This window comes from Sulfitobacter sp. HI0129, from assembly GCF_001635395.1.
In the GTDB taxonomy this organism is placed as follows: Bacteria; Pseudomonadota; Alphaproteobacteria; order Rhodobacterales; family Rhodobacteraceae; genus Sulfitobacter.
Genome location: NZ_LWGH01000473.1, coordinates 1 through 2,095 on the forward strand (window position 1 = coordinate 1; position 2,095 = coordinate 2,095).

General features: G+C 64.3%; 2 protein-coding genes. Both read left to right on the forward strand.

The window, feature by feature from the left end; all coding sequences use genetic code 11:
* Positions 1 to 915 (forward strand): CCA tRNA nucleotidyltransferase (locus A3764_RS12900; protein ID WP_067951648.1); only part of this gene is annotated, 915 nt, incomplete at its 5' end.
* Between the two features lie 113 nt (positions 916 to 1,028).
* On the forward strand, positions 1,029 to 2,095 hold a 1,067-nt coding region (locus A3764_RS12905), incomplete at its 3' end, for an ABC transporter transmembrane domain-containing protein (RefSeq protein ID WP_150122171.1).

Below are 2,095 nucleotides of genomic sequence, written 5' to 3' on the forward strand. Positions count from 1 at the left end.
CAGGGGTTCGAGGTGACGACCTTCCGCAAGGACGTGGCCACCGATGGGCGCCGCGCCACCGTCGCCTTCACAGATGATATCGCGGACGATGCGCGGCGGCGGGATTTCACGATGAACGCGCTCTATGCCACGCCGGAGGGCAGGGTGATCGACCCGTTGGGCGGCCTGCCAGATCTTCTGGCGGGGCGGGTGCGATTCATCGAAGACGCCGCCCAGCGGATCAAGGAAGACTACCTTCGTATCCTGCGCTTTTTCCGGTTTTCGGCATGGTACGGCGACCCCGCGGCGGGGTTCGAGGCCGAAACCCTCGCCGCGATTGCCGCGCACCTCGACGGGCTGGCGCATCTGTCGAAGGAGCGTATCGGGGCAGAGATGAAAAAGCTGCTGGAGGCACCCGACCCCGCCCCCGCGGTGGCGGCGATGGAACGCTTGGGCGTTCTGCAGGCGATCCTGCCGGGCAGTGATGCACGGTTCCTGCCAATCCTGCTGCATATGGAAGGGGAGGCAGGCATCACCGCCGCGCCCATGACCCGCCTCGCCGCGCTGGGCGGTGAGCAGGTCGCCAACAATTTGCGGCTGTCCAAGGCCGAAGCGAACACCCTCGCGGATGTGGCAGAGGCGGCGCAGAACGGGCAGGCACCTGCCGAAGTCGCCTACCGCAAAGGGGCCGATGTGGCCTTGCAAGCCATGCTTTTGCGCGCGGTTCTGACCGAACAGCCCCCCCGCCCGGAAGAGAAGGACCAGATCGCCCGCGGCGCCTCTGCGTCCTTTCCGCTGTCCGCGCGGGACCTGATGCCCGAATATACCGGCAAGGCGCTGGGGGAGCGGCTGCAAACGCTGGAACAGGCATGGATCGAGTCAGGTTTCGCGCTGGGCCGGGAGGATCTGATGCGCCTTGGGGGACGGCGGAAGTAATGGACATTCGAACGGTCAATGGGCATCACGGGAAGGGGCAGGCATAGCCTCAGGTCCGATCCGAGCCATCGTGACCCCGACTGCCCCGTTCCATGGTTCAGAAAGCGCCCGGCATGTTCCGCTATTTCGAAAATCTGATCGATCCCTATACCGCCTATGCCGAGCGGGACACGCCAGCCACGCGGCTCTGGCCGTTCCTGAAGGAATACGCCCAGCCTTTCCGGTCGGTCTTTCTGGTTACGGCCTTCATGTCGATCGTGGTTGCGGCCGTCGAAGTCGGGCTGATCTACTACATGGGCCGCATCGTCGATCTGCTGGACGCCGATCCGGCGCAGGTCTGGGCCGATCATGGGACGGAACTGATCCTTGTGGCGCTCTTTATCATTCTGATCCGGCCCATTCTGCAGGCGCTGGATGTGGCGCTAATCAACAATGCGATCCTGCCCAATTTCGGCACCCTGATCCGCTGGCGGGCGCACCGGCAGGTTCTGCGCCAGTCCGTCGGCTGGTTCGAGAACGATTTCGCCGGGCGTATCGCAAACCGGATCATGCAGACGCCGCCGGCGGCGGGCGAAGTCGTCTTTCAGGTGTTCGACGCCATTTCCTTTTCGCTGGCCTATATGGTGGGGGCGGCGATCCTGCTGTCGGCGGCTGACCTGCGGCTGCTGATGCCGCTGCTGATATGGTTCGTGCTTTATGGGCTGCTGGTGAACTGGACGGTGCGCCGTGTGGGGCCCGCATCAAAGGCGGCATCGGACGCGCGGTCGCAGGTGACGGGCCGCGTGGTCGATGCCTATGCGAACATCCATTCGGTGAAGATGTTCGCCCATCACGATCTGGAAACGGAATTCGCGCGTGAGGCCATCGAGCGGGCACGGCGTACCTTTCAGGTCGAAATGCGCATTTTCACCGCCATGGACATCACGCTCGTCACGTTGAACGGGCTGCTCATCGTCGGGGTCGTCGGCTGGGCGCTGGCGCTTTGGATGAACGGGCAGGCCAGCGTGGGCGTCGTGGCCGCCGCAACGGCGCTGACACTGAGGCTCAATTCCATGACCGCGTGGATCATGTGGGCGCTGTCCTCCTTCTTTCGGCAGTTGGGTGTCGTTGCCGAAGGGATGGAGACCATCGCCCAGCCCATCCGGCTGACGGACGCCGCCTCTGCCCCCGATCTGAAGCT